Origin of the sequence: Desertivirga arenae, from assembly GCF_017355785.1 — a bacterium.
GTDB classification, from domain to species: Bacteria; Bacteroidota; Bacteroidia; order Sphingobacteriales; family Sphingobacteriaceae; genus Desertivirga; species Desertivirga arenae.
Map to the genome: position 1 here is coordinate 309,986 of NZ_JAFEWE010000003.1, position 24,028 is coordinate 334,013.

Consider the following 24,028-nt stretch of genomic DNA (forward strand, 5'->3'; position numbering starts at 1 on the left):
TTACTGGTTCATTATCCTATGGTTGATATTCCTGATCTTTAGCTTTTCAGTGATAACAAAGATCTACTCATGAGTACACTTGACTGGCTTGTTTTAGGCGCCACACTTTTACTCATTGTTATTTACGGTATCTATAAGAGTCGAGGCAGTAAGAACCTTGACTCTTACTTTCTGGGGGGCCAATCTCTTCCCTGGTATCATGTAGGCCTTTCTGTTATGGCTACCCAGGCAAGTGCCATTACTTTTCTTTCTGCACCTGGCCAGGCTTATTCAGACGGCATGCGATTCGTGCAGTTCTATTTTGGGCTCCCCCTGGCCATGATTGTGCTTTGTATTACGTTCGTGCCCATATTTCATAAGCTCCGAGTGTTCACTGCTTATGAATTCCTTGAGCAACGATTCGATTTAAAAACCCGCGTATTCACCGCTTTTTTGTTTTTGATACAAAGAGGCTTATCAACTGGAATCTCTATCTACGCTCCCGCACTGATCCTGTCCGAAATCCTGCATCTGAACCCCACGTACACTACCCTTTTCATGGGTGGACTGGTTATCGTATATACTGTTTATGGAGGAACAAAAGCAGTTTCTTATACGCAATTGCTGCAAATGAGCGTCATCTTTAGCGGACTATTCATCGCTGGTGTAGTAGTAGTTTATTTGCTTCCAGATAGTGTTGGCTTGGGTAAGTCCCTGCACATCGCGGGTAGTATGGGGCGCATGAACGTGATCGATTGGAAGTTTGACTGGGAAAATCGCTATAATGTTTGGAGTGGGATCATTGGGGGCTTTTTCTTACAGCTCTCCTATTTCGGTACGGATCAGTCACAAGTTGGAAGGTACCTTACAGGAAGCTCAGTAAATCAAAGCCGACTGGGCTTGATTATGAATGCTCTCATCAAAATTCCTATGCAATTCCTGATACTTTTGATTGGAGTTCTGGTATTTACATTCTACCAATACCATCGCCCTCCGATTTTTTTCAACAGTTACGAGGTAAACAGAATATATCAATCTCCCTATTCCAAAGAATTTAAGGCTCTTGAAACTCAATATAAGGTTGCATTCGAACAAAGACGCAAATTGGTATCGGCCTTTGATAAAGATATTACCAATACTTCACTTAATGCTCAGGTTAAAGTGGCTGATTTGCAAATGAAAGCTGTGAGAGATGAGGCTTTGAAGTTAATGGAGAAAAACAGCTCTTTAGCAAATACCAATGATACAAATTATGTTTTCCTAACCTTCGTTACACAATATCTTCCCAAAGGTCTTGTGGGGCTCCTGATTGCTATTATCTTTCTTGCCTCCATGGGTTCAATAGCCAGTGCTTTCAATTCGCTGGCCTCAACAACCTCAATAGATATTTATAAACGCCTTATTAATCCGAATGCTCATGAATTGCAGTACTATCGTTTTTCAAGAGCATGTACAGTACTTTGGGGACTCCTAAGTATCGCTATGGCTTTGTATGCCGGAAAAATGGGAAATTTGATTGAGGCCGTAAATATTCTTGGATCTCTCTTTTATGGAACAATCCTAGGAATATTTATCGTAGCGTTCTATTTCAAAAACATCAGAGGGAAGGCGGTTTTTTATGCAGCAATACTAACTGAAGTTTTGGTTTGTCTGGCTTACTATTTCGAAGTGATGGCTTATTTGTGGCTAAACGTGCTGGGTTGCGTCTTAGTGATTGTGATTGGTTGGATTTTGGAAAAACTACAAAAGCCGGGAACTTAAATTCCCGGCTTCACTATCTCATTGAAGATTATCTGTTTGCTTCTGCTATAAGCTTTTTATTTAACGCTACATAGTCGGGATTTTTTTGTGCCTCAGCCTTTTTCATAGAGCTTTCTGCAGTTGCAATCGCCGCCTTTTTATCGCCTTTCTTCAAAAGGATCTTGGCTTTCAAATGTTCGATATAATATGCATCGGGTTGAGCTTTCACAGCTTCATTTACCCATGTTAGGGCTTTGTTTAAGTCTAAGCCTTTTTCGTAATAATAGCTTGCTGCCTGGAAATAAGGCTTCTTTTCTCCCTGCATAGCAGCGTCAACATTAGCCCGGATCTTATTATCAATATCTGCTTTTACATTAAATCCTACAGCAACATTAGACCATAATAGCTGAACATCAACAGTATTGGATGTTTGAGCTCCAAACATTACGGTAAAGGACTCCACTGCGAAAGGTAATGTTTGTGGTTTTGCAGTAAAACGAAGTAAATCGTCTCCCTGGTTATATCCCATCGCTCCCCACAATTTCAAATTTTTACTAAGGATAAAAGTCCATTCAGATTGACCAGGAATAGTATACAACGCGTATTCTCCAGCAGGTACTGCTTTACCATCAATACTTACGTCCTCACCGAATTTGATCTTTGTAGGCGAGTTTGCTCCGGTTCTCCAAACCTGGCCATAAGGCACAAGGTCTCCGAAGATCGTCCTTCCTTTCATGCTTGGACGGGAATAATTAATAGAGATGTTTGACAGTGCAAAATCCTGACTGATAGTTTGTGTGGGACTAGGAGCTGGAAGTTTAAGATCCTGAGCATAACTACTAACCGTTAGAGCAACAGCTAAAAAAGTAGATGCCAATCCTTTTTTTAAATTCATGCTTTATTTGTGTTTGGTGATTTCCTCAAAGTTAAAAACACATTTGGAAAAGTACTACCAGTCTATTGAATATGTGAAAGCAATGAGAAAGCCAGGAAACTAGTCGCCCTGCTCTTCTTCTGTTTTATCTTCATTCAGACGAATCTCATAATCAGCAATAGTTATAAGTCGCTGTTTATACAAACCACCAACCGCTTGCTTAAATGCCTTCTTACTCATTTTAAGGTGGTGCCTGATATCTTCCGGCGCACTTTTATCCCCTAACTTAAGTACTCCTCCATTCGCTTTAAGGATGTCAAGCAGCGTATCTCTAGATTCAAGGATAAAATCAAATCCTATGGGGCGTAAGCTTAAATCTATTTTCTTATTCTCCCTGATCTTTCGGATAAATCCAACCCTTGACTCACCTAGTTCCACATCCTCATACACTTCATTCCTGTACAATAAGCCAATGTATTTATTATTAATGATGCAGGTGAAGCCCAATTCGCTACTTTCAGCTACTAATAAACTAACCTCTTCTCCCTCCTCCAACTCCTCAGGCTCAATCTCTACAAACTCTTCCAAGTAAGAACTGGCCACAATACGTTCATCCATCTCATCTCGAAACACGTGAACAACATAGCTTTCACCACTATGCATGGGCCTTCTCTGCTCGCGCTTGGGCACAAATATATCCTTATCTATGCCTATATCAAGGAATACTCCTTTTTCATTTTCTCCAACTACTTTCAAGTAGGCAAAATCTCCTACGCATGCCAGAGGCCGGTCTAAAGTTGCAACAAGCTTGCCTTCTTTATTGTGATACACAAAAACGAAAAGAGATTCTCCAATTGCGATATCTTCTTTTACCTGGTGAAAAGGCAGCAGGGCTGTATCTGTTCCATCTGAAAGAACCAGACCTTCTGCATTTTTACCCAAAACACTTAAATTATTATATAAACCAATTTGCATTTTCTTTAGCTACGTTTATCGCAAAGCTAAACATTGCAATCGGGAACAGGTTGGAAAATTTAATTTGGTTCTTAAAAGCCTTACAGTTTCAGAAGCTCATCAAGCTTCTCACCAACAGCTTTTAGTAATCCAAGACTTAACTCAAATTTGCTGATATGGTTATTCCATTTACCTGTATTTTTATCTTTCCAAATGGCGTAAACAGTACCATACATAATAACTTTCACTTCAACACGCTCTGGCGTTACCTCACTGCTTTCTAAAAATGTGGTGTAAAAACGATTTTCAAATTCAACCTTAAAATCTGTCATAGCAAGGGCAAATATAGAATTAAGGACATTTTCGATGGAATGATTTTTTCCACTCCTTAGCAAGTTAGGTCCAGTAGAGTATATTGGATTGAGGAAAGCGGCTTGGAATCTCATTATAAAAAAACTCCTTCAATTCCTTCATCATCTCTTTGGGGTAGACATACTTTGTACCACCAAACTTGTTCTTTTTCACAATCCTTAGCCCCTCATCCATCTCGAGAGTTGTATTAGGATACCACTTTAAGAGAATATCTTTCGAGCCCGGAGTAAACCGGTGGGTAATTAGCTCAAATGTTAGGTCACAGGCAAAATCAATGGAAGCCTGAAGATGATCTAATAAACTTGTATATTCTTCTTTCCAATTTGGGATAGGCATAATAGGTGCCAATACTACTCCAACGGGATATCCTCCACCCCCATCTATCTTTGGTAAGGCTAGCTTCCTCAGTGCATTAATCCTTGCTGCGATATTAGGAGTACCACTTTCAAGTTTTCGTGCTACAGAAGTGGCATTCAAGCTTATCCGTGCACGGGTGTTTCCATTATGGGAAAGAGATAAAAGCGGATCTACAGCATCAAATTTTGTCACAAACCTCAGCTGGACATTACTTATGCCTCCGAAAAAGTTGATGGTCCTGGCAAGTCCTCCGGTAAGATGCTCGAGACTCAAAGGATCGGTATAGCAACTTGCTTCAAATGTTGTAAGCTTTTCAGGATCAATATAATTCCTCAGATTCTCCAAGATATCAGGAAGGTTTGCAAACACCCTTATCGCAGGCGGACCAGAAAGGCTTCCTGCCAGGTAGCAGTATTGGCAATGAGCAGGACATCCTTCTGCTAAATGAAATTGCCAGTCGGCAGAAGGTGGTATTGGCCGTAATCTAAAGGCACTTGGGGGAGCAACAACTACCGCCATTGTAGACTTGGCTATCTGGTAAGTCTCTCTTTCGGTTTTTCCCTTCAAGCCAGTAACACGATTGTTCTTACTTATGTCTACCTTTAAATGAAGGTCATCGATTCGCTGTAACAATTCTTTACCATAAGGAAGTTGCAGTGTCTCAGCGTTGAATACTACTCTTCGGGGTTTCCAAAGCTTGAATGGTTTTACCTCAGCCCCCGGCTCTGTTTCCGGTAATTCAATCATTCCTATCCTGTCTTCCATGCCCTAACATCTCAAATAACAAGCCATAGCTGGTTTTAGACCTGAAGGATTAAAGGAATATTAACGGGATAAATAGGATTGATTAAAGTAATTAATCACATATTTGCACAAAAACTTGTGCACTCAATTGTACTACCTCCTTTGGAACAAAGCGTATGGCGTACTGTTAAATAGATATTTCTTATTAAATGAAAACCATTCTCATCCCTTTTGATTCTTCTTCAACTTCAAGAAACACAATAGAATACGCCTGCCATTTATTGAAGCAGATGAAGACTGAAAAGGTGTTTATATTACAGGCATTAGAGCTGACCATATTTGATTCATTTTCTCAAACCAATACAGATGAACCTGTTGAACAGCACCATAATGCTGAGCTGGAGCTTCAGGAAATAGCTGAAAAACTGCAGGCCTTTGCCGGTCCTGATACCGTTGTAAAGTATGCTACGAGTAATTTTTCGTTATTGAGGGCTGTCCACCAAGCAATTGTAACAGTACAACCCGATGTAATTATTGCCGGAAGTGACAGTGAAGATGAAGAAAGTCCTATTGGTGATGAAGTAATATCTATCGCAAAATCCAGCCCTGTTCCGGTATTGGTTGTCCCGTCGGCTTGTAAGTACCAAACCATAAAGAACGTGCTTGTTCCCTGCAATTTTAAGGATCTTTCTAATTTGGAGTTACTTAGTGGATTGCAAGCAATTGAAAGTCAGGAAGAGGTAAAGCTTGAACTACTGAATGTAAGCTCGAAACCAATTCAACCAGGCAGCAAGGAAGAGATCGAGGCTAGCATAGAGGAATTATTGAAGGATCATGATTACAATCTCAATTACTCCTCAAACGATAATATAGTTGACGGTATCCTGGAATTTGCTGAAAGCAATCCGGTTCAGGTCGTAATCGCCTTACCTGGAAAACACAGCTTTTTCTATCGTTTAACCCATAGCAGCATTACTCAGGCGCTAACACAAAACTCAAGCAAACCTGTGTTATTGCTAAAAGAGACCGAGGAATAAACGGCGCCAGGTCCTTGCTCCAATTCAAGATTAAGTAAGAAAAGCAATGTGATCATCAGAATGCTTTTTCTACTTGACGACATTGATCACGGCTCGACCTATTCCTATTTTTCCGTTCATGTCAGAGCCTTCAATAATGATGGAATAACGACCAATATTATCAGAGGTATAGAAAGATACCTGAGCCTCGCCGTTCTGATTAGTAATTATATTTGGAGCCCAAAAAACAGTAGAGCGAATATCGGTCATATCAGGATTTGAAACCGGAGAATATTTAGGAGAATAAAAAGATTTGGGCTGAATAAATGCCAGGGGCTTGTACAAAAAGGTGCCGGTAGTTTTTTTGAGAAAAGGACCTACACCTCCACGGGTTGTTATTTCCACGAACGATTGAGCAAAGGGGTCTACTAATGGGTGTAAAAAAGCGCTTGAATATTTCATTTGATAGCCGCCACTGCTCATTACCTCAATACCTTTGATTTCAGAAGCATCGTAGTAATCAAAATACTGCTTGAAGAATTCATAGATAGGCTCAGCCCCGGAATAAAAAAATTCTGTGTTTACTCCATCAATAATCACATGAAGGAAATTACCATTAATTGCAAAGAAACGATCTCCTGTTTTTGTAGTTCTAACTGAGAATCCCTTCACATTTTTTTCCAACAACTGCAGCAGAGTTGTTCTACCCTGATTTTCCAATTCTTTTTCATCAATAATAACGTCAGCTTCCCCCGGGCCATTTAAGTTCTTAGAGTCTTTAACTACCTTTTTTGCTTTTATAACAACTTCTTTTAGCAGCTTATTTCCAGTCTTCAGGCCTTCGTTGCGCAACTGGACCTGCTTTCTTGCCGCCTCCATTTTAATGGAATCTATATTTAGAAACCATGGCATCTTTGAAGAACTGTTTGAGGTAAATACAGGTGGAACAAAAGATTCTACTTCGATTTCTGCGGCTGAGTTTTTACCTTTCTTATTTTTAACTTGAATGAAATATGCTGCCGAATCTGCATGAGTTATCCCGCGAAAGGTAAAGCTACCCAGGTTATTGGTTAAGGTATCTTTAAAGACGAAAGGCTTCTTCGAGACCAGTAAAACATTAGCACCTTGTACTGGCTTATTAACCAGGTTCGTGATTCTCCCTTTTACTGTAAATTCTGGTTCTGCTGCAAATTTAGGTATAGTTGGAGGTTGAAAAGCTTTAGTCCAGTCGTATGAACCCCAGCCCTGCGTAAGTAACAACAGATCAAGCTCTTTCCACCTCTGCAGATCGAAGCTTCCCACTAAGTAATAGCCGGGCTCTTCTAAATGACCTTTCAATTCAGACTCCAGCAGTATATGTGAAATCATCGAGGCTTGCGACTTTTCCTGCTGATACAAAACATCGTCTGTTACAGCTAGTGAGAAACTCCCAACCAGGGGCGCACCTCCTTTGTCGACCGCTTTTATCGCAAGGGTGACACTGTCTCGCTGCTTGAAGACTTTCTTACTTGTCTCAATATTAAAAGTAATATTGTCTTTATGATCCGCGAATATTAGCCTTTGATTCAGAACAGTCTTATCTGCCCCTGCCAAAGTAAATCGAACGATACCCTGCGGAAAATTCTTTTTATCAATTTGAAATTTCGAACTGGTTTTATTAAGAATGAAGGATGAGGCATAACAAATTATTCCCCGAGCTTCTCCCATCAGATAGTATCGTGCATTTGCCTCCACTAATTCCGCACTGGCATTGATGCTTATTGAGCACGTATCGCTTTCAAGAGGATTATCTACACTAAAATTAATGCCCTTTACCTCAACTCCAGGTAACATAAACTTCTTAGCTAAGCCTTCAGGCTTGTCAACCTTTGCCCAATAAATTTCGCCAGCTTCCGGTGTCAATTGAAATACCCCCATCCCCTTCGGTGATCCATTTATTATTGCAACTTCCCGTGATTTACTATCATATATTATGCCTTTTACAACAACCCCCAATCCTTCTTGAGATACAGCTTTAAAAGCAACACGGCCTGGTAATCCTGCCACCAGCTTCCCTCCTTCAGGTAAGAATTGTAAATCTATATCATTTCCTTTTCCAATACGTAAAGGGATTATTAGCTTCCTGTTTCCCTCTCCCTTTCGCAGGTCTTCAATTGTCACTGCTAGCTTTCCAGCTTCAGCTTTTGCATCCAGATCAAAAGTAAGATCTAACTCCCCCTCTGCATTGGTTTGCACTTTACGCTTTGCAACAGTCTTGTTCTTATTACTCAAACTAAGTTGTAATTCTCGTAATCCTACCGGTACCCTGTCAAGCTGATCTATTTTAAACTGAAGTTGTAATTTTTCTTTTTGAAGCCCTTCATCTGTTCTTGTTCTTAAATTAATGGACCAGACTTTCGCCGAGATTGTACTTACATAAAACGGCTTAGAGTAGATAGCGCTCTCGCTAAAATTCCTCATCCAATTGGTATAGGCCCTTAAGGTGTACCATCCTTGTGGAAATTCATTTTCAGACAGGGGAATCTGCCCCACCGAAAGTCCCAGATAAACAGGAAGCATGATTCGTTTCACCACCCTGTTGCTATCATTGGCAATTTCCATGTACATAATTCCACTCTTGCTTGTGGACGAAAGGAATGCAGCATTAAACAGGTAGGTCTTGCACCATAAGGTATCATTCGTATTATAACTTTCTTTATCTGTGTGAACATACAATTTCTCCGCAGCTTGCTCTTCTGTAAAACGATTTACAATCTCTACCATCTGTCTTAAACTTGCAGTGTCTGCGTTTTGAGCTTTAACTAATCCTAAACCGCAGATCTGAGGCAAAATGTAAAACAGGAAAAACACTACTTTACAGGAAGCTCTGTTGTGGTGCCGACAGACGTTAACACAGATGTTATTCAGGGAAGACATGGAGCAGGTTTAATAATTATTGTTAGTATTAAATTAAGAAAAACTTTATTAATTAGTTTTATCAAAGTCGATAAAGATCAAGACTTTGACCTTCTTTTTCCGAATTAAGCAAAGGCCCAATAACAAGAAAGGCTGCCCTTGTCAAACGGCAGCCCTCTATAATTTAAAGTCGTTTTAATAAATCAGCCCGCTAGCCGAACTTCCTAACTCTTAGTACAAACGACATTAGGAAATATCTTCCAAGCCTGTTACTACGGCTGTCAATTATTTCATCACCAAATACATCCCTGCTAATACCTGTATTCTCATTGAACAAATCAAAGGCATAGAATCTTAACGCACCCATATTCCCTTTAAGAAAGCGATATTCCGTATAAAGGTTAAGGATAGATGGATTAGGATTTCCAGAGCTAAACCCTTTATTGATTGTTTTATTGATCGAATAACCCAGGGTCAGGTCTTTGAAAAAATAATTCCTTCCTTCTATGCTAAAATTATAACGGTTAGTGGTCCGGTCATCGAGATTAGGTAAAGAGTACTCTGTTGTATTGAACGAATAATTGGTATTAAATTCAGTATCCATTATATCTTTAATATCCAATCTGAATTTGATTCCCTGATCAGCAACATAGTTTTTCGCAATATTCTTCAGGCCGTTATTGAAGCCAACATTATTACTAAAATTTCCACCTCCATAAAAAGTGACTGTATATTTCCTTTCATCAAAAGGGATGGCGTAAGAGTAATTTCCACGAAGAGAGTAAAACCCATCAGTATTTACATAAGTGGTATACTGCCTCAAGCTGGTGGGATCAAAAGTACGTGTGTTTACTATTTTATTGTCAATCTGGTTGTAGTTAAAGTTTGCGAAGAACATATTACCTTTCTTCCAGTCAGACTGATTGTACTCCACATTAACAGTATGATTAAATTCAGGATCCAGCTGACTATTTCCAACTACTATATTATTGCGATTAGTACTGTCTACAATAGGTTGTAATTGATTAAAACCAGGCTGACTACTCCGACCGAAATAATTCGCTGTTAATGATTTCTGTTTCGTGAACTTATAAACGAAACGACCAGAAGGTATCCAATTAAACGTTTCTTTCGATGTTCTAATATTTCGTGTGAGGTCGTTTCCTTTTAATGTTACAGGTTGGGCGTTAACTCCAATTGAATAATTGTATTTCTGCTTAACGTGCCTTAAATTGAAACCAATCCTGTTAGTAATAAACTGGTAGTTGTAATTATTACTTTGCTGTTCATTGAAAACTTTTTCTTCTGTAGAAGGATTAATATCACTTAAGTCGCGACCATTCTTAGTATTTGAATAATTGTAAAAATACCTCAGATCAAGAAAAGTTGCTTTAGATAATGGCTCCGAATAAGTTACATTAGCATTAACTCTAAAGTTATCATTGAAATTCTCTATGTATTGATATTGTCTGGCATAAGAGACAAAACCAAGGGAATCTTTTACATCATCATTCCTTGAATCGCGGTCGTTATCTCCTTTATTATAAGCCGCGCTTGCCCAAAAACTAACATTTCGGCCAGGCTTCAGAAACTTGTGGTTGAAGAAGAAATTGGAGCCAATATTTCGCGAAAAAGAATTTGCAGCCTGATTAAACGTCCTTCTTATGCTGATGGTATCTCTATTATTAATGGTGTTATTATTCCCTCCATTGGAATTATCTCCGTTATTGAAGCTCACAAATGGCGATACCTTCAAGTAGTTTAGTGTATCGAATTTTAATTCAACATTCCCCGAGAATTCGTGATTACGGTTGATCGTGTTATTGTTATTATTTGCATCAACTATTCTTGTAAATCCACTATAAAAAGTCTGCTGATAACTTGAAGAAATCGTGTTATTATCACTATTATTAAAACGGTAACTCCAATCGGCATTTACCTTCTTACCCCACTCGTTCTTATAATTAAGACCGACACTTCTGTTATTGGTTATCCCATTACCATTTCCGCCTCTTATGTTGGTGTTGTTCAATGAAAGGTCATAAGAAACTTGCCTTTCACCCTTAAACGCATTTCCCCTAACACTGGCAATGTACCTTCCTTCATTACCCATTCCACCCGTTCCTCTTGCGAAATATCCTTTCTTTTTGTCAGGCTGTATATTGATATTTAAGATCTTCTCAGGCTCATCTGCTTTTATTCCGGTCACTTTAGCCTGATCACCATAGTCGTCAATTACCTGTAAGTTCTGAACAATATCAGCGGGTAAGTTCTGTATGGCAGTAGCAACGTCAGAGCCAAAAAAATCCTTACCATTTACACGGATCTTGGTTATGGGTTTTCCCTGAGCTGTTACCTTTCCATCCTTGTCAACAGTAAGTCCAGGAAGTTTTTTAATCATCTCCTCTACAGCGTCGCCATCCCTTACTTTAAATGCTTTTGCATCAAACTGAACAGTGTCTTCTTTAATCCTTATGGGCGGAGTTCCGGAAATCACGACTTCCCTAAGCGTATTAGAATTCTCTCTCAATTTTATAGTCGGGATAACAAGCACTTTTTCTCCCTTAGTGTTATTCACCGGTCGTGTGGTATTTTTAAAACCAATATAAGCTGCCTTTAGTTGAAAGCTTAAGAACTTGACGTTATTTAACACGAATCCACCATTAAGATCAGTAGAGGTAGATACACTGTCTTTACCATTAATGAGACGAATAATTGCTCCTGGTAAAGAGTTCCCCGCGGTATCCTGAACAACGCCTTTAACAGTATAAGCAGACTGTGCAAAGGTTGTTCCCGAAAGAAAAAGCAATAGGAATACAGAAAACTGAAATTTTAGTACAGTCTTTTTCATTGAAAGCTAGTTTTGAGGCAATGAAAGCAATCTTGTGAGCAAGATTTAAGTTTGCTTCAGTGTGTGTATGTTTACACAAGCTGCTTTCATTTAGCCACAAAACTACAACTATGCTTTTATTTTAATCCCGCAGTAATCATGATGTTACACTGGAAAAATTTCAAAGACAAATGCCTGGGTATTGAAAACTTGTAACAGATGGACTAGGATGCCACAATAGCGTCCTCTATTCCTCCAAGAACCTCATCTATTAAGCCGAAATCTTTAGCTTCCCGGGCAATCATCCAATAATCGCGATCTGCGGCATCATGAATGGTCTGGTAATCCAAACCGGTGTGTTTTACATAGATTTGATAAAGTTCCTGCTTCAGCTTTAGAACCTCTCTTGCCGTGATTTCAATATCCGATGCCTGTCCCTGCACACCTCCAAGTGGTTGATGAATCATAACCCGGGCATGGGGAAGAGCAGCTCTTTTTCCAGGAGCCCCCGCACATAATAAGATAGATCCCATAGAAAGCGCTGTGCCCGTACAAATTGTAGCTACATCTGGCGTAATATATTGCATGGTATCATAGATACCCAGCCCTGCGTAAACAACACCACCTGGCGAGTTGATGTAGATCTGAATATCTCGCTTGGTGTCAATTGATTGAAGAAATAGCAGTTGAGCTTGTATTATATTGGCTACTCTATCATCTATGGCATCGCCAAGAAATATTATACGGTCTATCATAAGCCTGGAAAACACATCCATTTGTGCTACATTCAATTGGCGCTCCTCCACTATGTAAGGTGTCATTCCAACTGCCAACCGGCTTTTCTCAACTCGGGAAATAAAACTATCTACGGTCAGGCTATTAATACGATGGTGCTTAAGAGCATAATTTCTAAATTCTTCTTTTTCTGTTTTCATAATCTATTGCTATTGATACTTTTCGGTAATAAAAGGACATACCACGGCCAGGCGAAAAATTTCGCATTTTAAGAAATGGAAATAATGGGATATTATCTTTTTGGGAATAAAGAGGAGATCAAGCTCCGGAAGCCACTGTGTTCTTTTTCAGTAAATAATTTCTGGTGAATAGATTCTATTTCCTGTCGCAGCATTTTTCTTCCATATTCCCGGATCAGGTGATGACTATTTTGCTGCGCTACCACATTTGAGGCAAAAGAATGATCAATGATTTTCCTTACCTCTAGAAGAAGTTCTTCCTCGACTGCCAACTTTCCCTGAAGATGGTCATCAATATACTTTATTTCATTCAAGGAAGTCCTCATATTGTAATGCTTTTTCCTTAACTGTATCTCTTACCTTTTCAAGACACTTATATTTTTGTACGGTAGCTGATCGTTCCGTTTTAAATCCAAAGGTTTGGGCGACTTCTAACATGCTAAACCTATCGTAATAGAATGACTTCAGAAGCTGTAAACACTTTTGTCCGGAATACTCCAACAGAGCCAACAGGCGCCCCGAAGAAAAGCTTTCATCCTGAAAGTCTTCAATTTCTGGAAACAAGTCAGTCTTAAGATCTGAGTTAAAACCATTGGACCCAAAGGCTCTAAGCCATAAATGCTTTGCTATCCCAAACACGTACGCCTTGTCAGAAATAAGCTTTCCCTCGTTACAGGCGGCTTTTTCATACCATATTACAAGTGCGTCCTGAAAAATATCTTTTGCCTGATCAAAACCACCTCCCCTCCTGCTAATAAACTTTGCTACCATAGGAAATGCCTCTTTGTATAAAGCTAAAAGTCTATTTTCCCGGACGTCTATGGCGTGCTTCTGATTTACAAATTCCTCCATTTTGCTTCGAGTTTTCTTATAAGTGCAAGTTCAAGATAAATTATCACCTCTCATCAGAAAAATTTTTATTAAAAGGTGATTTATCTATGAAATTCCAAAAAGGTGCAGTAGGTAGAAATCTGCCTAACAGAGAATAACTGTTGAACATATAAAAGGTCCTTTTAGAAACCTAACCTCTGCCTGTCAGTTATATATCATTAAAGAATCTTCATTATGGAAACAAGCTATACGCCCGTTGAATGGGTTTACCGGGAAGTAATTGAGGAAGAAATAATAAAAGAAACTTCGGGAAGCATTTTTTATTTCTGCGATGATAGTTCCGTTTGCTCCGAAAAGGGTATTATTAAAACCCTCTCCGAATCTGGTTCCGGCGTGTTTATAACACTCCATTCAGGAGTCCTGATAAGAGTTGACCGTATAATTACTTTATTCGGTAAACCAGGTGCTGCTTATGAAGCATATGATGCATTTTCTAATGCCTGCCTGGACTGTACAGGAGGATACGATATGGATTCATTAGATTAGAGGAACATATCAATAAAACAACCACCGATACATTACTAAAAATTCAATAAACAATATCATTTAATATAAATTAAGTAGATTTTTTGTCTTTTTTTATGTACTTTAGTACAAAACAAGAACAAAACAAGACAAAATGATTGAAGAAAAGGTGAATTTTCACAAAAGCACCCAGACGGAACTAGAAACAACAACAGAATTCCTTAGAACAACAGGAAAAGACAAAAAATTCAGCGATTTAATCAAGGAGCTTGATGAAAACCTCCAAGCTATTTACAATCACCAGGGATACAGATACGATATAGATATTTCGGTGGCAGAACTTGATACGGTTGTGCTCGCTTCTATTGGAGGGATAACTATCGGAGGAGGTTGTTTCAAATTAATTAATGACGCTACGGCGGAAGTTAAGCGAGTATTTGTAAGTCCCTATTTCAGAGGCTTAAATGTTGGCTCGGGATTGATGGAAGAAATAATTGAATGGGCAAAAGAGCTGAATTTAGAAGCATTGGTATTAGAAACGGGAGAGCTTCAGCATCAGGCACTTCAATTATTCAGAAAATACGGATTTGCAAAAATTGAAAATTTTGGGCCCTACATCGGAATGAAAGGCAGTATATGCATGGGCAGACGCCTTTAGTTACCACTACCTACTATCAACACTGGATTTGGTTTTCGTACCAAATCCAGATTTTCATCTACCACATTCATCATCAAATTGTATGGTAACATTCCCTTATTCGGGATAAAAGACTAGTAAAACCTGACCAACTATTAGGATTGTTCAGTACAGGCATGTAAATTGCTTCATCTTATCTATTGAAAAACATGAGTGCGAGAATTTTAATTGTAGCCGAGGATTTGGCGATGAGGGAGTCGCTGGACCTATTTTTAACGTTTGAAGGTTACGAAACCTTTACCTGTACACGATATTCAGATATCCACAATTTCATACATAATTTTACACCTCACCTTATTTTGCTACATATTTCCAATTGGAGATTGCGAAACCGGGAAACACTGGAGTATTTGAAATTAAGTACCTATCAGAAATCGGTGCCGATCATCCTTGTCTCGGATATGGATTCAAACAAGGAGCGAGTCCTGAACCATCTTATCGTTACACCTTTTGACGAAAAGAAAATTCTTGACAAGATCCATGTGCAATTAGCGAAACAAGGTTTTGTTGAAGGCTAATACTGTTTATAGAAATCCTGTTAAAAGCTTAAACCTGAATTGGAATATTACCTTTGCTATCAACCTACCTTTGCAGGTTTTAGAAACAGGGAATATTAAATGAACAATAAGGAACCTTTAACACTAACAGGATTTCTGATTGCTTTTGTCGGTGCAGTTTTATTCTCGACAAAAGCAATAATGGTGAAGCTCGCTTTTAATCATATAAAGGTTGATGCGCTTTCACTCCTTACCTTACGGATGGTGTTCTCTCTTCCATTTTATGCCATTGCTGCCTTTCTGATTAACAAGCAAAAATCAAATACTCAGTTGAGCTCCAGACAGTGGTGCTATCTTGTAATCCTGGGAATCTTTGGGTATTACCTCAGCAGCTTGTTCGATTTCATCGGACTTCAATACATTTCAGCTGGCCTTGAAAGGCTTATTTTATTTCTCTATCCCACGTTTATTGTTCTTATAAATGGTCTTTTTTTCAAGCAGAAAATTAATCGAAACCAGAAGATTGCACTCCTGCTTACGTATATCGGAGTAGTGTTTGCTTACTTTGCGGAGTTAAAGGTGGATACAACAAATCCTAACTTCCTTTGGGGTAGCTTTCTGATTTTTGTCTGTTCAATCACTTATTCTATTTACATAGTTGGTAGTGGCCGGATTATTCCTCAAATAGGAGCACCCAGGTTCACAGCCTATGCGATGATAGCAGCTACCGCTGGAATCTTTATTCATTACCTTATAAGAGGCAACTATACTATACTGCAACAGAATGGCGATTTATGGGGGTATGGTTTGGCTTTAGGCGTTATTGCAACTGTAATACCATCCTTTATGCTTTCTGCAGCGATTAAAAGGATCGGATCTAACAATGTCGCTATTATTTCAAGCATCGGCCCTGTCTCCACTATCATTCAGGCACATTATTTCCTAGGTGAAAAGTTTCTAACAGAACAGGTGATAGGAACAACCCTTGTGGTGATAGGAGTACTTTTACTCAGCCGGAAAAAAGAATAGAATAGAGAAAACAGGCAACTCGTAAAATAACAGAAAAGGGGCAAGTAGTTGTTCGCCCCTCTTAGTAGCCTTAGTAATTACTGCCGGAGTTACTTTCGGGATTAGAATTGGCGTTTTCATATGTTGAGATGAAATCCTCCCTATCAAGCTGATCATAATCAAATTCAGGAGCATTTCTTAAAGACGCGGTAGATTTCAAATAATTTACCGACATACCCTCCCACTCTACTCTGTCAACAAATTTGGTAGGCGCTAGAAGCTTGTCTCCAGAATACCAGTTTCCTGCTTCAATAACCATATACGGAATACTCCAATCGTTATCATTTAGCAGAAAGTCGTGAAGCTCGCCAATGTTATCTTCAGAAGTCCTAACGCTGAAATCTGTTAAATGCTTAAAGCTTCGAAGATGCCTGGGGCTTTCTTCCCGAGTTTCACCCCTATGTGCTTCCATAGCAATCCGTTCCTCAAATGGAATATCGGGAGCAATTACACCTCCAACCATCCCTGTTGTCAGGAACCCTATTCCTCCGCGATCCAGGGGCCATGAATAGTGATTGTGCAAATCCGTTTCCTGCTCTCTTGTAACAGGCTTTTCAGTGTCTATATCGGGACTGTGCTTAACCTGATCTGTTGTAAGATCAACAGGAAAAGTGCGATTGTCCCAATCTGGAGCATGAAGTGCAGCGGTTGATATAAGAACCTTTCTACCCATTAACCAGTTGCCTGTTTCAACTACTAAATAACGCAAGGTCCAGGCCTGATCATCGAAGTAAAAGTCTTTAACCTTACCAATCTCGCCGTCTGTAGCCCGTATGGAGAAATTGCGCAAACTGAGAATACTACGTAACATATTGACCTCCTTTTTTATCATAAAACCCTTTTAACTCAGGAATAGTTTTAGTGATTATTCCTAACAGCCAGGGTGTTGGTGGTCAACCATTACTATTAATAGGCCTTGCCAGTTTTAATAAAATGAATTACAAAGCAAATGGCAAAAAGAAAATATAGTACTAATACAGCTCCTGAAAAGTTAGTCTTGGTTTTCATAACAACTCCTTTTTTGATACTACTAAAGTAAGGTGGCAGTCTAATTAAAAGATTGATCTTCATCACTGCTGGCAGAGATTTACATCAAGTGAAGGCTTTAAGAATAAAGGGTGAATCTTATATAATTTGGATACGATAGGCAAACAATTGGGCCAACACCAAGTTGTTTTTGAAAACGAATAGAAAGATGGAAGAGAATAAAAAAGAAAACCAGAAGGCATCCAATACCATAAAAGATCCAGATGATTGGACAACTGGAAATGAACCCTTAACAGGAGCCCAGGAATCTTACTTAAAGACTCTTGCAGCAGAGGCTGGAGAAGAACTGGAAGATGACCTGACAAAAGCGGAAGCCTCAAAAAAAATTGATGAACTACAACATAAAACAGGACGAGGTCTGGAAAAGGAGGATTAGTATTACTTTCCTCCAACCAGTCTTTGTTTCGTTACATTAAATCTCGCATTGACCCCTATTGCGAAAATAAAATTGTCTTGAGGGTATTCAGAATAGGTGAGATTTATTGATCGTGTTAACTGCATTTTTACCTTTATTGGCAACCAACCCAACTCTGCTACCAACCCTGGCTCCCACATTAAGCTTTTCGGATGGGCCTGTACAAATTGCAAATCGTTCAAGTCACTCTCAAGACTTGGGTACCCCCTCGAGCTTCCCTTGAAACCTATATCAACAAAGCTTAATTTTCCTGAAAACGCCAGGTCAAAAACTTTGCTCTTGTATCCCAGGCTAGGTTGTACAAAAACTTTCGTAAAAGAGTTTTCTATTGTTCGATACAGACCAAAGCTATTAGTGACATTCCCTTTTCCAACCCCGCCGTAAATTTCGAACACGCCTTTCCTGTAAGACTCTCCCTTAGTTAATGCGGTAAAATATCCAAACGCCCCTTCGTAGTACGTCCCATCGCCCCAGTCTTTGCTTTCATTGCCTTCAGTAGTATTCGACGTTTCAACTGTCCCCTCTTCTGCGGTTGCGCTAAAGATACTCGCCATAACAGCAGTATGTTTTCCAAACGCCCAGGCTCCTTGAAATTCACCGCCCGCATGTTCCCACCCAAGACTATCATGCAGATTGAAACTCAGCTCGTCCTTTTCAGTGAATAAAGGTGTAAAATTTGAACTCGGAGCATAGTAGTAATGATTGCAGCCGCTTGAAAACAAAATAAAAGCAAAACCAATGAATGCAAGATATGAGCCGGAAAAGATTTGCCCTATTTTATCAGAGATAAAATTTGTTTTGGAATTAACCATTGTGATAAGTAAAATTCGGTATCTAATATAATAAATTAATTTTTATACTCATGAGCTTGTAAATGTTTATGTGTTAGAACTTTAAGCTACACATCAGTGAAATATGAAAACAAGGAGCAAATGAAAACAAATCATGTAAGTTTCTAAGTGATATTCCCTAACCGCTTTACATGGTACATTATCCGCTTGTTTATTTTTACGTAGCCTGGATCAGTAATAATAAAGGAATCACCCTGCTGCAAGCCTCGCCCTATGCATTACTAATTCTAATAGGCTCGGTTGTGTTAGCGTACGCCGCATTTAAATGGTACGATGAACCTGTTCGTAAATGGTTAAAGAAGAGGTCTCTGTTTGGCTAAAGCAAAAAACACATATCATCTTTCTTGCAAAAGAGATCGCAAGTTAGACCACTTGCGATCTCTTTTAAGTAGCTTAAGCAAGGCTTTCCCCTATTAATAAGTGTGTGCTTAGCACAATCCTGTTCCAGAGATTGATGGTAGTAACTGCCATTATAATATCAGCAATCTGGGTTTCGCTAAAAAACTGTAAGGCCTTTGTGTAGGTCTCCTCTGTTAATCCTTTTTGATGGATCAACGTTATCTCTTCCGTTATTGCCAACACAACCTTTTCCTCTTCCGTAAAAACACCCTCAACTTCTTTCCAGGCATTTAGCAAGAAAATACGTTGGTTAGTTTCGCCACTTTTAATTGCGTCTTGCGTGTGAATATTAATACAAAACGCACAACCATTTATTTGGGAAGCACGGATTTTAATGAGTTCCTTAGTTGTTTTAGAGATAGAACACTGTGAAAGATAGGTTTCTAAACCAATCATTGCTTTCAGAGCATTTGGAGCTACTGCTTTAATGTTAAATCGTTTTTGCATTTTATTTCTTTTTGAATTGTTGAATACAAAATTGAAAAATGCTAAAACGGAAAAACTTAAACTGGTTTAAGAAATATACCTCTTACGGATCTCGCTTAAATACTCTGGTGTGAATCCCAGATAGGAGGCGATTAAGTACTGGGGAACACGTTGTACAAATTCGGGATGATTTCTAACAGCCTGGGCATAAAACTCTTCTTTCGAAAACGAAAAAAGATATTGGATTCGTCTTTGAGCCGCTGCAAAAGCCCGCTGGTATACAAACCGGAAATACCGTTCCATTATCGGAAATGCCTTTAGTAGTTTTTCCTGATTGTCTTGTGTTATATAAAGTATCGTAGATTGCTCTACAGCTTGAATATAAAAATCTGAGGGCATTTTGTTTTCGTAGGCAAAGTTGTCGGTAAGCCACCAGGTTTCAATCGCAAATTCAGTGGTTTGTTCTGTCCCTTTTTCGTTGATAAAAAACTTCCGCAGCAAGCCTGTTAATACAAAGTAATGATGTTTGCAAATTTGGCCTTCCTCTAGTAAGTTTTCTTTTTTACCTACTTGCTTGGTATCAAAGAACTTTTTTATTTCGTCAAATTCATCATCAGAAACGTGTACGAACTTTTCTATATGTTTTTTAAGAATATCCAACATTTGGGTTAAAAGAGTTTTAAGGTTGCAGGTAAGGAGTAGCCTAAGCCTATCTGCTGTTACCTGCTCGAATATAGCATATTTACGTAATGCGTAAATGTGGTTTTAACGATAGAACATGGGAGTTCAGATGGTTATGACTCGGGGGCTTTAAGAAGCCATTTAGTACTCTCCTATTTGGGTTATATTTTGACAACGATGATTAGGCCCGTCGACCAATTCATTTTGGTTAATCTAATATCGTCTCGGCCTGCCAGGTAGGACACTAAACGATCAACGTTTTTTTGGTGCCCCTCAGGCCAGTTTGATTGCGGAAGCATATCATCAATAACATATATTCCACCAGTCTTCAGTAATTCTATAGTTTCGTCTAACATTTCATATTTCCCTGGCCAGGCGTCGGCAAATATGAGATCAAACTTCTTATCCTGATTGTTCTTAATCCAACTGTTTCCATCTTCGCAAACGATGCATACCCGGGAATCATTTTGAAAATGCTTTTTTGCTATCGCCAAATAAACTTCGCTATTGTCAATTGATGTTACACGAGAATTTTTATCCATTGCCTCCACTATCCAGGAAAGAGAAAGGCCAGTCCCCGTACCAAGTTCTAGAAATTGCCCATTCGGCTTACTAGTCACTAATGTTCGTAGCAAACTTCCTGTTTGTAGATCAGAAGGCATTGAGAAATTGATACTCGTTGATTCTTTGTGTATCAATTCGTAGCCGTCAGGTAGGGTAATAAGATTGTCGTTCATTTCCTTGTGATAATGGTAATGTTTAAATTTAAGAATACTGGAATTTCCTTTGTTTGCTCGAATCTATGAAGATTATTTGTAAGTTGAAAATACGGTGATGCAGTTGTGATGAAAGGTTTTGGACTTAGAAACGTGTCTGGGAAAATGTAGGTCACCTGATAAAAAATCCCTGAATAGTACCATTGGATCCGTCAAACCTACCATAAGCGATATACCAAAGACAGTAGTTTTGCAGCAGGACGCACCTTTTTAATTATTCCATTCCAATAAGTATGAAAAATTACCTTTTAAAGTTTAAAACAGCGGACAAAAGTCCGGCACGTAACACTCTGGAGTTTTCGTTTTACTCAGGTCTCGGAGGATTGCTAGCAATTTCTATTATAGCAGTATTATCCGAAAGGACATCGATTCCGCTTATTATGGCTCCCTTTGGTGCATCCTGTGTACTTGCGTTCGGAGTTCCGGATAGTCCCCTGGCACAACCAAGAAATATTCTAGGTGGACACCTTATATCAAGCTTAATAGGTGTTTTATGCTATTCCATTTTGGGTAATTCCTGGTATTCCCTGGCTATCGGAGTTGGTCTTGCCATTTTTATCATGCAACTAACCCAAACAACTCATCCTCCCGCTGGAGCAGATCCATTAGTAATTATTTTGGCTGGAGCATCTTGGAAGTTTCTAATAAATCCCGTATTATCTGGTTCATTAATTTTAGTTGTTGTAGCTTTAATTTTTAACAACATTCATTCTAAACGTAAATATCCTAAGTATTGGAAGTAGTTAGCAATAAAATGGTGGAGGAACTTCATAATTACTATCTGAATAAAGAAGAGCCAAACAAGAGCAGCTTACTTGCGTTACGAAGTATTATTCTTGGCCAAGACACAAATATTACCGAAACGCAGAAGTGGGGAATGCCTTGCTTCTGCTATAAGAAAAAAATGTTTTGCTATTTGTGGATCGATAAAAAGACGGACGAGCCGTATATTCTTATGGTAGAAGGAAAATATCTTGACTACCCCGAATTGGAAGAAGGTGCGCGTTCACGAATGAAAATTCTTAGAGTTAATCCAAACCAAGATTTGCCTATAAAGACAATTGAAAACATTTTGCAAAAAGCTTTAGACTTATATAAGAGCGGAACAATAAAAATTAAACAATGACCGATTGAAAAGCACATAGGCGTAATTGCATCATGCAAAGATACTTATCGACCAACATCCTAATCACCAGCAGTCTTTAATAACCTTTTTACTACCTTTAAGAAAGTTTTGTATAATGACTTCGCATAAAACACTTTAAAGTTAGCTCTGATAGTGATAACCCGACACATTTACTAAAGACCGACATGAACAAGGAAGTATTATTTACCGAACGACAAAGATTTAATCAATGGTGGCTATGGTTAATTCTGTTAGGAATTAATGGATTATTCATTTTCGGAGTATATAAGCAAGTTCTAGGTGGACAACAATTTGGTGACAAGCCAATGAGCAACGAGGGCCTATTATTTGCAACTGGCTTAACTATTATGCTTACTGTTCTGTTTATCAATTTCCGCCTCGAAACTCAGATAAAAAGGGATGGAATCTATGTAAGATTCTTTCCTTTTCATTTTTCTTATAAACATTTCACATGGGACAAAATCTCAAAATCCTTTGTAAGAAAATATCGGCCCCTAAGCGAATATGGTGGCTGGGGCCTACGACTAGGACTTTTTGGAAAAGGTAAAGCATATAACGTGTCAGGCGACAAGGGTTTACAACTTGAGTTTACTGACCATAATAGATTGCTGATCGGAACAAATAAGCCAGAGGAACTGACGGCAACACTTGAGGAAATAGGACAACTGCGGACGTAAGAATCATATTCAGCTAACAGGTGTTGCAAAAATGGCAGGTAAAGCATTTTAATTACGATATGAAGAACAATCAAATTAACTACGTTGAATTCAAAGCTAAAGACCTTGGCGAAGTAAAGGAATTTTATACAAGGGTGTTTAATTGGACTTTTACTGACTATGGTCCAGATTACATAGCCTTTTCAGAAAGCGGATTAGAAGGAGGTTTTGAAAAGTTCGACGGTGAAGTACTGAACGGCGCTTTAATTGTCCTTTATCATGAGAATTTAGATGAAATTAAAGAGGAAGTTATTCGGGCCGGGGGAAAGATCTCAAGAGATATTTTTTCTTTCCCGGGTGGCAGGCGATTTCATTTTATAGACCCTTCTGAAAACGAGCTTGCGATTTGGTCTGACAAGTAGTACCCGGGTTGAGTTTGCTATTTGTAGTACATTTCGATGCGCCTTAATTTAAATGCATTTCAAATGTCTTTTATTACCGACACTTTAACGTCCATAGCTCATCGTCCCTGGGCTCTGCCGAAGGGACGATGGAGCTATTATCAAGAATGGAACAATGCACTTTTCTTACACTATGTTGTTCCTGTCGAGATCTTGAGGTCTTTGGTTCCTGGTATGCTTGAACTGGACACTTATCAAGGTCAGGCGTGGGTGTCTGTGGTCGCTTTCAAAATGGAAAATATAAGGCCCCGAAGGTTTCCGGCTCTTTCTTTTCTCTCAAACTTTTGGGAAATAAATGTGAGGACCTATGTGATCAAAGGCAATAAAAGAGGCGTTTATTTTTTAAATATTGAGGCGGAAAAACTTCTATCCGCTTTTATCTCACGAAATCTTTCTGGGCTCCCTTATGAAAAGTCAAACATCTCTGTCTCTACTTCCAGCAGTTCCAACTTATTTATAGCCTCTAATATCGCTAAGGACTTTAAATTGAAGGCTGATTTTGAAGTTCAGGAGAAGATAATAGCTAAAAGTAACTTAGACAACTGGCTTACTGAGAGATACTGTTTATACTTACCACGGGAAAATAAATTATTTAGGTATGAGATTCACCATGAGGAATGGGAAATAGCAAAAGTCCTTTTGAAGCGACTTGACATAAACTATAAAATAGAGAAACTGGAAATATCATCCACCCCAGATTTAGTTCACTATTCAAAAGGTGTTCGGGTATTAGCCTGGCAACGAAGTGAGTGCTAAAATTACACGTCATATAACAGATCACCCTCCAGAAATGTAGGGTGATCTGTCACAAAGAAC

27 protein-coding genes are annotated in these 24,028 nt (G+C 38.9%); 13 read left to right on the forward strand and 14 right to left on the reverse strand.

Annotated elements, in window-relative coordinates:
• The first annotated feature begins 69 nt into the window (after positions 1 to 69).
• Positions 70 to 1,740 (forward strand): sodium:solute symporter family protein, encoded by a 1,671-nt coding sequence (locus J4N24_RS08325; protein ID WP_207533211.1) that lies wholly within the window; start codon positions 70 to 72, stop codon positions 1,738 to 1,740.
• A gap of 28 nt (positions 1,741 to 1,768) precedes the next feature.
• On the opposite strand, the gene J4N24_RS08330 is transcribed toward J4N24_RS08325, so the two are convergent.
• From J4N24_RS08330 to J4N24_RS08345, 4 genes are all read right to left on the reverse strand, one after another.
• Positions 1,769 to 2,614 carry a DUF2911 domain-containing protein gene (locus J4N24_RS08330; RefSeq protein ID WP_207533212.1) on the reverse strand — a complete coding sequence of 282 codons (846 nt, stop codon included), beginning with the start codon at positions 2,612 to 2,614 and terminating at the stop codon, positions 1,769 to 1,771.
• Between the two features lie 99 nt (positions 2,615 to 2,713).
• Positions 2,714 to 3,568 (reverse strand): CvfB family protein, encoded by an 855-nt coding sequence (locus tag J4N24_RS08335; RefSeq protein ID WP_207533213.1) that lies wholly within the window; start codon positions 3,566 to 3,568, stop codon positions 2,714 to 2,716.
• Between the two features lie 80 nt (positions 3,569 to 3,648).
• Positions 3,649 to 3,879 carry a hypothetical protein gene (locus tag J4N24_RS08340; RefSeq protein WP_207533214.1) on the reverse strand — a complete coding sequence of 77 codons (231 nt, stop codon included), beginning with the start codon at positions 3,877 to 3,879 and terminating at the stop codon, positions 3,649 to 3,651.
• A 64-nt stretch (positions 3,880 to 3,943) separates the two neighbouring features.
• Complete coding sequence (locus tag J4N24_RS08345; RefSeq protein ID WP_207533215.1) at positions 3,944 to 5,041, reverse strand: spore photoproduct lyase family protein; 1,098 nt, start codon at positions 5,039 to 5,041, stop codon at positions 3,944 to 3,946.
• Between the two features lie 188 nt (positions 5,042 to 5,229).
• On the opposite strand from J4N24_RS08345, the gene J4N24_RS08350 reads away from it, so the two are divergent.
• Positions 5,230 to 6,057 (forward strand): universal stress protein, encoded by an 828-nt coding sequence (locus J4N24_RS08350; protein ID WP_207533216.1) that lies wholly within the window; start codon positions 5,230 to 5,232, stop codon positions 6,055 to 6,057.
• A 69-nt stretch (positions 6,058 to 6,126) separates the two neighbouring features.
• Here the strand turns inward: J4N24_RS08350 and J4N24_RS08355 are convergent, their stop codons facing one another.
• The 5 genes from J4N24_RS08355 to J4N24_RS08375 all read right to left on the reverse strand — a co-directional run bounded on the left by J4N24_RS08355 (position 6,127) and on the right by J4N24_RS08375 (position 13,587).
• On the reverse strand, positions 6,127 to 8,799 hold the full coding sequence (locus J4N24_RS08355) for a carboxypeptidase-like regulatory domain-containing protein (protein ID WP_207533217.1): 2,673 nt from the start codon (positions 8,797 to 8,799) through the stop codon (positions 6,127 to 6,129).
• A 343-nt stretch (positions 8,800 to 9,142) separates the two neighbouring features.
• Positions 9,143 to 11,782: an outer membrane beta-barrel protein gene (locus J4N24_RS08360; RefSeq protein WP_207533218.1), complete on the reverse strand. Its 2,640-nt coding sequence runs from the start codon at positions 11,780 to 11,782 to the stop codon at positions 9,143 to 9,145.
• A gap of 203 nt (positions 11,783 to 11,985) precedes the next feature.
• A complete protein-coding gene (locus J4N24_RS08365) occupies positions 11,986 to 12,696 on the reverse strand; it encodes an ATP-dependent Clp protease proteolytic subunit (protein WP_207533219.1) in 711 nt (236 codons plus the stop codon).
• Between the two features lie 92 nt (positions 12,697 to 12,788).
• The gene (locus J4N24_RS08370; RefSeq protein WP_207533220.1) at positions 12,789 to 13,061 is read right to left on the reverse strand and encodes a hypothetical protein; all 273 of its coding nucleotides are present in this window, start codon (positions 13,059 to 13,061) and stop codon (positions 12,789 to 12,791) included.
• A complete protein-coding gene (locus tag J4N24_RS08375; RefSeq protein ID WP_207533221.1) occupies positions 13,042 to 13,587 on the reverse strand; it encodes an RNA polymerase sigma factor in 546 nt (181 codons plus the stop codon). Before J4N24_RS08375 ends, J4N24_RS08370 begins: the two co-directional genes overlap by 20 nt.
• 213 nt (positions 13,588 to 13,800) lie before the next feature.
• On the opposite strand from J4N24_RS08375, the gene J4N24_RS08380 reads away from it, so the two are divergent.
• The 4 genes from J4N24_RS08380 to J4N24_RS08395 all read left to right on the forward strand — a co-directional run bounded on the left by J4N24_RS08380 (position 13,801) and on the right by J4N24_RS08395 (position 16,314).
• Positions 13,801 to 14,112 carry a hypothetical protein gene (locus J4N24_RS08380; protein WP_207533222.1) on the forward strand — a complete coding sequence of 104 codons (312 nt, stop codon included), beginning with the start codon at positions 13,801 to 13,803 and terminating at the stop codon, positions 14,110 to 14,112.
• Between the two features lie 133 nt (positions 14,113 to 14,245).
• Positions 14,246 to 14,749 carry a GNAT family N-acetyltransferase gene (locus J4N24_RS08385; protein WP_207533223.1) on the forward strand — a complete coding sequence of 168 codons (504 nt, stop codon included), beginning with the start codon at positions 14,246 to 14,248 and terminating at the stop codon, positions 14,747 to 14,749.
• A 188-nt stretch (positions 14,750 to 14,937) separates the two neighbouring features.
• Positions 14,938 to 15,306: a response regulator transcription factor gene (locus tag J4N24_RS08390; RefSeq protein ID WP_207533224.1), complete on the forward strand. Its 369-nt coding sequence runs from the start codon at positions 14,938 to 14,940 to the stop codon at positions 15,304 to 15,306.
• Positions 15,307 to 15,405: 99 nt separating this feature from the next.
• Positions 15,406 to 16,314, forward strand: a complete 909-nt coding sequence (locus tag J4N24_RS08395) for a DMT family transporter (RefSeq protein WP_207533225.1) — start codon at positions 15,406 to 15,408, stop codon at positions 16,312 to 16,314.
• Positions 16,315 to 16,384: 70 nt separating this feature from the next.
• Here J4N24_RS08395 and J4N24_RS08400 read toward each other — a convergent pair whose 3' ends face one another.
• Positions 16,385 to 17,164 (reverse strand): PRC-barrel domain-containing protein, encoded by a 780-nt coding sequence (locus J4N24_RS08400; protein ID WP_207533226.1) that lies wholly within the window; start codon positions 17,162 to 17,164, stop codon positions 16,385 to 16,387.
• Positions 17,165 to 17,548: 384 nt separating this feature from the next.
• Here J4N24_RS08400 and J4N24_RS08405 point away from each other — a divergent pair, with 384 nt between their 5' ends.
• Positions 17,549 to 17,776 (forward strand): DUF3072 domain-containing protein, encoded by a 228-nt coding sequence (locus J4N24_RS08405; RefSeq protein WP_207533227.1) that lies wholly within the window; start codon positions 17,549 to 17,551, stop codon positions 17,774 to 17,776.
• Between the two features lie 2 nt (positions 17,777 to 17,778).
• Here J4N24_RS08405 and J4N24_RS08410 read toward each other — a convergent pair whose 3' ends face one another.
• A complete protein-coding gene (locus J4N24_RS08410; protein WP_207533228.1) occupies positions 17,779 to 18,627 on the reverse strand; it encodes a hypothetical protein in 849 nt (282 codons plus the stop codon).
• A gap of 170 nt (positions 18,628 to 18,797) precedes the next feature.
• Between J4N24_RS08410 and J4N24_RS08415 the strand changes: the two genes are divergently transcribed.
• Complete coding sequence (locus J4N24_RS08415; RefSeq protein ID WP_242691565.1) at positions 18,798 to 18,986, forward strand: hypothetical protein; 189 nt, start codon at positions 18,798 to 18,800, stop codon at positions 18,984 to 18,986.
• A gap of 73 nt (positions 18,987 to 19,059) precedes the next feature.
• On the opposite strand, the gene J4N24_RS08420 is transcribed toward J4N24_RS08415, so the two are convergent.
• The 3 genes from J4N24_RS08420 to J4N24_RS08430 all read right to left on the reverse strand — a co-directional run bounded on the left by J4N24_RS08420 (position 19,060) and on the right by J4N24_RS08430 (position 20,909).
• The gene (locus J4N24_RS08420; RefSeq protein ID WP_207533229.1) at positions 19,060 to 19,512 is read right to left on the reverse strand and encodes a carboxymuconolactone decarboxylase family protein; all 453 of its coding nucleotides are present in this window, start codon (positions 19,510 to 19,512) and stop codon (positions 19,060 to 19,062) included.
• A 66-nt stretch (positions 19,513 to 19,578) separates the two neighbouring features.
• On the reverse strand, positions 19,579 to 20,154 hold the full coding sequence (locus tag J4N24_RS08425; RefSeq protein WP_207533230.1) for a Crp/Fnr family transcriptional regulator: 576 nt from the start codon (positions 20,152 to 20,154) through the stop codon (positions 19,579 to 19,581).
• Between the two features lie 179 nt (positions 20,155 to 20,333).
• Positions 20,334 to 20,909: an O-methyltransferase gene (locus tag J4N24_RS08430; protein ID WP_207533231.1), complete on the reverse strand. Its 576-nt coding sequence runs from the start codon at positions 20,907 to 20,909 to the stop codon at positions 20,334 to 20,336.
• Positions 20,910 to 21,181: 272 nt separating this feature from the next.
• Between J4N24_RS08430 and J4N24_RS08435 the strand changes: the two genes are divergently transcribed.
• From J4N24_RS08435 to J4N24_RS08455, 5 genes are all read left to right on the forward strand, one after another.
• Positions 21,182 to 21,691: an HPP family protein gene (locus J4N24_RS08435; protein ID WP_207533232.1), complete on the forward strand. Its 510-nt coding sequence runs from the start codon at positions 21,182 to 21,184 to the stop codon at positions 21,689 to 21,691.
• The gene (locus J4N24_RS08440) at positions 21,682 to 22,074 is read left to right on the forward strand and encodes a DUF1801 domain-containing protein (RefSeq protein ID WP_242691566.1); all 393 of its coding nucleotides are present in this window, start codon (positions 21,682 to 21,684) and stop codon (positions 22,072 to 22,074) included. The genes J4N24_RS08435 and J4N24_RS08440 overlap by 10 nt, the downstream gene beginning before the upstream one ends.
• A 185-nt stretch (positions 22,075 to 22,259) precedes the next feature.
• Positions 22,260 to 22,772, forward strand: coding sequence for a hypothetical protein (locus tag J4N24_RS08445; protein ID WP_207533233.1), 513 nt, complete (start codon positions 22,260 to 22,262; stop codon positions 22,770 to 22,772).
• Positions 22,773 to 22,831: 59 nt separating this feature from the next.
• Positions 22,832 to 23,173, forward strand: a complete 342-nt coding sequence (locus J4N24_RS08450; protein ID WP_207533234.1) for a VOC family protein — start codon at positions 22,832 to 22,834, stop codon at positions 23,171 to 23,173.
• Positions 23,174 to 23,236: 63 nt separating this feature from the next.
• Entirely contained in the window at positions 23,237 to 23,968 is a 732-nt protein-coding gene (locus J4N24_RS08455) for a YqjF family protein (protein ID WP_207533235.1), read from the forward strand.
• The last annotated feature ends 60 nt before the right edge of the window (positions 23,969 to 24,028 follow it).